General features: G+C 71.9%; 6 protein-coding genes. 4 read left to right on the forward strand and 2 right to left on the reverse strand.

Translation table 11 applies throughout. The annotated features are described in order from the left end of the window. Positions 1-121: 121 nt before the first annotated feature. Positions 122-406: an Lrp/AsnC family transcriptional regulator gene (locus WBN91_RS38345; protein WP_121231207.1), complete on the reverse strand. Its 285-nt coding sequence runs from the start codon at positions 404-406 to the stop codon at positions 122-124. Positions 407-443: 37 nt separating this feature from the next. Next, positions 444-2,159, reverse strand: a complete 1,716-nt coding sequence (locus WBN91_RS38350) for a DEDD exonuclease domain-containing protein (protein WP_337729209.1) — start codon at positions 2,157-2,159, stop codon at positions 444-446. Positions 2,160-2,276: 117 nt separating this feature from the next. Here WBN91_RS38350 and WBN91_RS38355 point away from each other — a divergent pair, with 117 nt between their 5' ends. The 4 genes from WBN91_RS38355 to WBN91_RS38370 all read left to right on the forward strand — a co-directional run bounded on the left by WBN91_RS38355 (position 2,277) and on the right by WBN91_RS38370 (position 7,458). Further along, entirely contained in the window at positions 2,277-3,635 is a 1,359-nt protein-coding gene (locus tag WBN91_RS38355; RefSeq protein WP_443217879.1) for an NYN domain-containing protein, read from the forward strand. Positions 3,636-3,945: 310 nt separating this feature from the next. Beyond that, positions 3,946-4,980, forward strand: a complete 1,035-nt coding sequence (locus WBN91_RS38360; protein ID WP_337729208.1) for a C40 family peptidase — start codon at positions 3,946-3,948, stop codon at positions 4,978-4,980. 65 nt (positions 4,981-5,045) lie between these two features. Next, positions 5,046-6,317: a hypothetical protein gene (locus tag WBN91_RS38365; protein ID WP_337729207.1), complete on the forward strand. Its 1,272-nt coding sequence runs from the start codon at positions 5,046-5,048 to the stop codon at positions 6,315-6,317. A 10-nt stretch (positions 6,318-6,327) separates the two neighbouring features. Continuing rightward, positions 6,328-7,458 carry a glycosyltransferase family 4 protein gene (locus WBN91_RS38370; RefSeq protein WP_337729206.1) on the forward strand — a complete coding sequence of 377 codons (1,131 nt, stop codon included), beginning with the start codon at positions 6,328-6,330 and terminating at the stop codon, positions 7,456-7,458. The last annotated feature ends 123 nt before the right edge of the window (positions 7,459-7,581 follow it).

Here is a 7,581-nt window from a genome sequence, read left to right on the forward strand (position 1 = left end):
CTTCGGGCAGGCCATACGGTGGGGGAACCGAGGCCCTCCACTTGTAGGTAACACCTACCGCGCGCTCCGCGCGCGCAAAGACCGCGCTGCGCGCGCCGAAAAGCGGTGGCGGGTGGGTGCTCTAGGCGTCTTCGAGGCCGACTTCGAAAGCGGCCTCGGTGTCACGCTTCGAGTACGACCGGAACGAGATGTGGGTGTCCGTGTTCAGCACGCCCGGCACCTTCGAGATGCGGCCCGGTACCAGGTCCGCCAGGTCCTCGTGGCGGGCGACCTTCACCAGGGCGATCAGGTCCACGTCGCCGGCGCACGAGTAGACCTCCGTGACGCCTTCGATGTCGGCGATCGCCTGTGCCGCGTCCGGGATGGTGTCGGCGGCGGCCTGGATCAACACGATCGCGGTGATCACGGCGGTCCTCCTGGGTCAATCGACGGTGGTCCACATGCTAGTGGGCCGGTGGGCGGTAGAGATCTCGGCCGGCTTCCGCGCGTTCCACCCACGTGCGCCAGGAGGCGGCGGCGTGGGCGGGGGAGGTCCAAGGGGTGTCGCAGTAGACCAAGCGTGTGCCTGGGCGGTCCAGCCAGCGGAGGATGACGGCCGTTTCCTCCGGGGGTGCGCCGTGTAGTGGGCCTTCGCCGGGGACGACCGTCTCTGCCGCTGCTACCAGGGCGTCTACTACGGGCATGGGGCGGACGCCTCGGGGTGCAACGCCTGCGGAGGCCAAGCGGCCGTGGCGGACTACGGCGAATTGCCAGCCGCCTTCTCCGTCGGGGCGGGCGGCTACCAGTTGCGGCAGGGCGGCCAGGCCGGCCAGGCGTTGGCCTCGGTCCAGGGCTCTGATCAGAGCTGCCAGGCGGTCGCGGTGGGTGGCTGCATCCTCGAAGCGGTGGACGTCGGAGAGGATGTCCAGGCCGGTGGCCATCGTGCGTAGGGGAGTGGTGTCGTGGCCGGCTGCCAACGCGCGTAGGGCGGTGACGGCGGGGGCGTACTCCGAGACGGTTTGGCGGCCGGCGCACGGGGCCTTGCAGCGGCCCATCTCGAAACGGGCGCACGGGGTGCCTGACGGCTTTCGGGCTGAGATGCGTTGGGAGCAGGAGCGCAGGGGGACGGCGTCCAGGAGGGCGTCCAAGGCCATCTCGGCCAGGCGTCTTGACCGGAAAGGGCCGATCGAGCCCTCCCTCGGGGTGCGGACCAACGACAACCTCGGGAAGGCCTCGTCGGTCAGGGTCAGCCACCACCAACCCGCCTGGTTCTTGGACTTGCGGTTGTACGCGGGCTTGTGGGCGGTCAACAAGCGCAGTTCGCGGACCTCCGCCTCCAGGGAGTGGGCGCACACGATCCCGTCCACCCGGACGGCCAGGGCCACCATCTCCCTCAGGCGCCGACGGCCCTCGGACGCGGTGAAGTACTGCCGGACGCGTCTCCGGAGGTCCGAAGCGGTGCCGACGTAGAGGACCTCCTCGTTCGGGCCGCGGAACAGGTACACGCCCGGCTCGGATGGCAGGTGTGCGGCCAGGTTGCGCTTGCGGCGTTGCTCCGGGGTGACCTCGGGCAGGTAGGCGAGGAGTTCCTCCAGCGAGTGCACGCCGAGGTTGCCTACGCGTTCCAGCAGGTGGTGCAGGACCTCGACGGTGGCCTGGGCGTCGGTCAGGGCCCGGTGGTTCGGGGTCGTGGACACGTTGAAGAGCTGGGCCAGCGCGGAGAGCCGGCAGCTCGGGGCCTCGTCGCGGGACAGGACCCGGCGGGCCAGCTTCACCGTGCACACCACGGTCGGCTTGGGCCACCGGTAGCCGTGGCGCTCGCACGCGGCCTTGATGAAGCCCACGTCGAAGCCCGAGTTGTGCGCGACCAGCACCGCGCCGGCGGCGAACTCGAGGAACGCCGGCAGCACGGTCGCCAGCGTCGGTGCGCCGGTCACCATGAACTGGGTGATGCCGGTCAGCGCCACGACCTGCGGCGGGATGCCGCGCTCGGGGTCGACCAGGGTGGAGAACGTGCCGAGCACTTCGCCACCCCGCACCTTCACCGCGCCGATCTCGGTGACGGCGTCCTCGGTGTTGCTGCCCCCGGTCGTCTCCAGGTCGAACACGACGAAGGTGGTGTCGCGCAACGGGGTGCCCAACTCGTCGAACGACAGCTGGGCGGGGGCGGTGGTGGTCATCGGAGCGCACCCTAGCGATGGGGTACGACAAACCCGCCCGCGTCCGCCGGGACGCGTCGGCCGCGCCAACACCGCACGGGGTCGGTGGCGGTGGCGGCGTGGCCATACCCTGTACGGGTGCAAGACCCGATAGCGCCCGCCGACGAGCCCGTCACCGGAGACACCGGAGAGCCGGACGCGCCCGTCGAGTCCACTGTGGACTGGGGGGTGCTGCCGGAGCCCTTGCGCGTCCGCCTCGCCGAGCTGAGCGCCGACGCCCTCGGTGACCTGGCCAAAGTCGACGTGCCGCAGCAGCTGCGGGCGGTCGCGCGGTTCGCGCCGACCAAGCGGGCGCGGCTCGGTGCGCCGATCCTGCTCAACGGGCTGAAGGGTTCATCCGCGTTCCGGGCGGCCGTCGTCGAGTGGTTGCGGCGCAACCGGCCGGCGGCGTTGGAGACCACCGCGCCGGACCCGGTGGCCGCCGGCGCGGCGGCGATCCTCCAGAACGAGGAGATCGCCGCGCACTACGTCGAGTTGGTCACCCGCCGCGCCACCGAGGCGCACCTGCGGTCCGAACGGGACGCCGCCGTGCAGCGCGCCGAGCGGCTGGAGCAGGAGATGGAGCGGCTGCGGGCCGAGCGCGCCGAGTCGACCGGGGTCGCGGACAAGATCCGCGAGGAGGCCGAGGTCGAGCTGGAACGGCTGCGCAAGCGGTTGCGGGAGCAGGGCGTGCGGCTGCGGGAGGCCAAGGACGCCGCAGAGTCGGCCAAGGCCCAGTCCGACCGGGTGCGGGCGGAGGCCGAGGCCGAGGTGCGCCGGCTGGCCGCCGAGCGGGACCGGGAACGCGAGCGCGCGGAGAACGAGCGGGCCAAGGCGCAGCGGGCCGAGGCCGACGCCGAGGTGGCGCGCCAGTCCGCCAAGGAGGCCCGCCAGGCCGACGAGGTCCGGCTGGCGCTGCTGGTGGACACCCTCGACGGCGCGGTCAACGGCCTGCGCCGGGAACTGGCGCTGGGCGGCGCGGGACCGCGTCCGGCGGACCTCGTGCGGGGCGCGAGCGCGGCGCAGGGCGCGGTGGGCCGCGTGGAGGACCCGGCGGCGCTGGACCGGCTGCTGGCGCTGCCCGCCGTGCACCTCATCGTGGACGGCTACAACGTCACCAAGACCGGCTACCCCGAGCTGTCGCTGTCCGACCAGCGCGACCGGCTGGTGCACCAGCTGGCCGTCCTGGCCGCGCGCACGGGCGCGGAGGTGACGCTGGTGTTCGACGGCGCGGGCGTGGTGGCCGTGCCGACCAGCGCGCCGCGCGGGGTGCGGGTGTTGTTCAGCGATCCCGGGGTGCTGGCCGACGACGTGATCCGCGCGTTGGTGACGGCCGAGCCGGAGGGCCGTCCGGTGGTCGTGGTGACCTCCGACCGGGCGGTGGCCGACTCCGTCCGACGGCGGGGAGCGCACCCCGTGCCCTCCGCGGTCCTCCTCGCCCGGTTGGGTCGGGTGTGACACGCGTCGTGTTTTTGACACCACGTGCGGTGACACCCCGAGGTCACAGGTGGACCGTTCGGGGAAATCGGTCAACCGCAACGCGTTTTCCGACCCCGCGGGTGGACGTGGGGGCTCACCTTTCGTAACCTAGCCGAGATCTCGCGGCGGGCAGTCGTCCAGCCTGGACGGCGACGCGAGTTCACCGCCGAATCGGCCTGTCGGGGTGCCGAGCCGGGACCACGTGAGTGTGTGACCACTGTCGGGTGGCAGCGCGTGCGCGCGCCCGACCGGTAGGCGGTGCGAAGACCGTTAGGAGTGACACGCGACTGTGGCGTCGCAACGACTCAAGCGCGGTGTGCGCGGGGCGATCGCGGCCACGGCGGTGGCCGCCGCTGCGGTGGGCCTCACGGCGCCCGTTCCCGCAGGCGCGCAGCCGAACACGGCTTCCGACGCGCTGAAGAAGTACAACGAGCTGGCCGAGGAGGCCACGAAGCTCAACGAGGAGCTGCTGCGGGCCGAGGAGGCGCGCGACAAGAACCAGGCCGCGCTCGACCAGGCCAACGCGCAGCTCGCGCAGGCCGGCGCGGCGGGCGAGCAGGCCCGCAAGGACGAGGAGGCCTTCCGCGTCCAGGTCGACAAGCTCACCGAGGCCTCGTTCGAGGGCGCGCGGTTTAACCAGCTGTCGGCGCTGCTGGTCAGCGACTCGCAGCAGGACTTCCTGAACCGCATGTCGGCCCTGGGTGTGCTGGCCGCGGACAACAACGAGGCGTTGGACCGGCTGTCCGGCGCGGTGCAGGCCGCCGAGCAGGCGCGCAGCAGCGCCGCCGAGGCCCAGGGCAAGGCGCAGCAGGCGACCGACGAGGCCGTGAAGATCGCCGAGGACATCAAGAAGCGCCAGAGCGAGCTGGAAGGCCAGATCACCGAGGTCAGGGCCCAGCTCAACCGCTTGACCGCCCAGGAGAAGGGCATCCTGCGCGACCCGGGCGACCTGTCCAGCGTGCCCGTGCCCGCGGGCAAGGCCGGCGAGGCCCTGGCGTTCGCGCTGGAGCAGCGCGGCGACTACTACCGCTACGGCGCGACCGGCCCCGACCTGTGGGACTGCTCGGGCCTGACGTCGGTGGCCTACGCGTCGGTCGGCGTGTCCATCCCGCGCACCTCCAACGGTCAGGCGGGCGCGGGTCGTCCGGTGAGCCGTGGCGAGGTCACGGCGGGCGACCTGATCATCTACAACGGCGGCAACCACGTCGCGATGGCGGTGGACAACGCGCGCGTCGTGCACGCGTCCACCGACGGCGTGCCGGTGAAGATCGTGTCGCTGGAAGACCCGGGCACGATCTACGCCATGCGGCGCATCGCGGGCTGACAAGTCATGCTCGGCAGGGCCATCCTCGGGTGACGGGGGTGGCCCTGTTCGACTTCAGGAGGCACGTGAGGCGCTTGCGGGTGCTGCTCGCCCTGGCCGTGGCGTGCACCTTCCTCACCGGGCTCGGGGTGGCGGTGACCCCGGCCGAGCCGTCCGCGTCCCCGCCCGCCGCCGTCGTGGCGGACCCGCGCGAGCAGGCCGTCCAGGACTTGCTGGAGCGCCGGGCCAAGGCCGTCGTGGAACGCGACGAGGGCGCGTTCACCGCCGACCTCGACCCCGCCGCCGATCCCGCGTTCGTCCGCGGGCAGCGGGAGCTGTTCCGCAACCTCGCCGCCGTGCCGCTGGCCGAGTGGGAGTACCGGCTGGAGGGCGAGACGAACCTCGCCGGCATCACACCACCCGCCGCCGACGCGGTGTGGGCGCCGGACGTGCGGCTGGTCTACCGGCTGCGCGGCGTGGACGTGGTGCCCAGCACCCAGCCGATGGCCTACCTGTTCACCCGCCGCGGCGACCGCTGGTACCTCAACTCCGACACCGCGCTGGAGCCGCTGGGCAAGCGCACCTGGCGCGGCCCGTGGGACTTCGGCCCGTGCCACGTGCTCACCGGCACCGGCGGTTTCGTGCTCAGCCACCCTGGCGGCGAACCGCTGGCGGCACGCGTGCTGGCCGAACTGGACACCGCCGTGGACACGGTGACCCGGGTGTGGGGTCCGGCGTGGTCGCGGCAGGTGGCCGTGCTCATCCCCGCCGGCGTCGAGGAGCTGCGCGCCCTGGTCGGACCGGGCTTCGCCGACGGTTCCATCGCCGGCGTCGCCGTGGCCGACCGCGTGGACGCCGAGACCCGCACCGCGCAGGGCCAGCGGGTCGTGCTCAACCCCGCGGGCGCGAGCGTGCTGTCCCCCTTGGCGCTGCGCGTCCTGCTGCGCCACGAGATCACCCACGTGGCCGCACGCGGCGAGACCGTCGACGGCGCACCCATGTGGCTGCTGGAGGGCTTCGCGGACTACGTGGGCTACCGCGGCTCCGACGTCCCACCCCGCAAGGCCGCACCCGCCCTGGCCGCACAACTCCAACGCGAACTCCCCACCGCCCTGCCCGCGGACGCCGACTTCCGCGGCCCCGGCATGGAACTGGCCTACCAGCAGTCCTGGTCGCTCAACCTGTACCTGGCCCAGCGCCTGGGCGAACCGGGCCTGGTCGACCTGCACCGCAAGATCGCCGGCGCCGGCCGGGTGTCGCCGGAACGCCTGGACGCACTGGTCCTGGAGGCCACCGGCGAGGACGTCGCGGGCCTGGTGAGGGGTTGGCAGCACTTCCTCCGAGCGGCCTTCCCGTAACGTGGGGCGCGTGCGTCGGACCCTGCTGGTGACCAATGACTTCCCACCCCGACCCGGTGGCATCCAGGCCTACCTGCACGCCTTGGCCACCCGGTTGCCCAACCTGGTGGTGTACGCGCCGTCGTGGGAATCGCCGTCCGGTTCACACCCGGAGTTCGACGCGGAACAACCGTTCCCAGTGGTCCGCCACCCGGGAACGTTGATGCTGCCCACCCCCGACGTGCTCAAGCGAGCGTCGGAGATCATGCGCTCGGAACGCTGCGAGGCCGTCTGGTTCGGCGCGGCGGCCCCTCTGGCACTCCTCACCCCGTGGCTGCGCGACGCCGGCGCACAAAGGGTCGTGGCGTCCACACACGGCCACGAGGTGGGCTGGTCGATGCTCCCAGCCGCCCGACAGTCGTTGCGCGCCATCGGTTCCTCTGTGGACGTAGTCACCTTCGTCAGCCGCTACACCCGCTCCCGCTTCGCCTCAGCCTTCGGCCCCTTGGCAGCCTTGGAACACCTCCCGTCCGGTGTGGACACTGAGATCTTCGCCCCAGACCCGGTAGCCCGTTTGGACATCCGCACCCGCTACGGCCTGGGCGATCGTCCGGTAGTGGTGTGCGTGTCCCGACTGGTGCCCCGCAAGGGCCAGGACGTACTGGTCCGGGCCCTACCGGAAATCCGCCGCATCGCCCCGGACGCCGCACTGCTGCTCGTAGGCGGCGGCCCGTACCGAAAGTCGTTGCAGCGCTTGGCATCCTCGATGGACGTAGAGGACCACGTCGTGTTCACCGGCTCAGTACCGTGGTCGGAACTCCCCGCGCACTACAACGCAGGCGACGTCTTCGCCATGCCGTGCCGGACACGCGGACGCGGCTTGGACGTCGAGGGCCTGGGCATCGTCTACTTGGAGGCATCGGCAACCGGCCTCCCCGTCGTAGCCGGCCAGTCAGGCGGCGCCCCGGAAACCGTCCGAGACGGCACCACGGGCACCGTGGTGGACGGCCGAGCGGTCTCGACAGTCGCCAACGAAGTCGGCCGCCTCCTGGCAGACCGAGACCTAGCCACGAAGATGGGCGAAGCCGGCCGCGACTGGGTAACCCGAGAATGGCGCTGGGAAGACCTCGCAACGCGCCTCGCAACCCTCATCAACGGCTAACAGGCGCAAGCCCCACGACGCCAACGCCGCACCAAGTTTTTCACGGAGCTCGCGCAGCAGACCTCCCGACTTGGGCTTCTTCCGTCATCCCCGTATGGCCTGCCCGAAGGGCTACCACAGATT

The organism is Saccharothrix sp. CCNWYY140 (assembly GCF_037401995.1).
Classification (GTDB): domain Bacteria; phylum Actinomycetota; class Actinomycetes; order Mycobacteriales; family Pseudonocardiaceae; genus Actinosynnema.

What these genes read in the sequence shown, in the direction of transcription:
- WBN91_RS38350 (WP_337729209.1), bottom strand. Translation starts at nt 2,159, where the DNA reads ATGACCACCACCGCCCCCGCCCAGCTGTCGTTCGACGAGTTGGGCACC.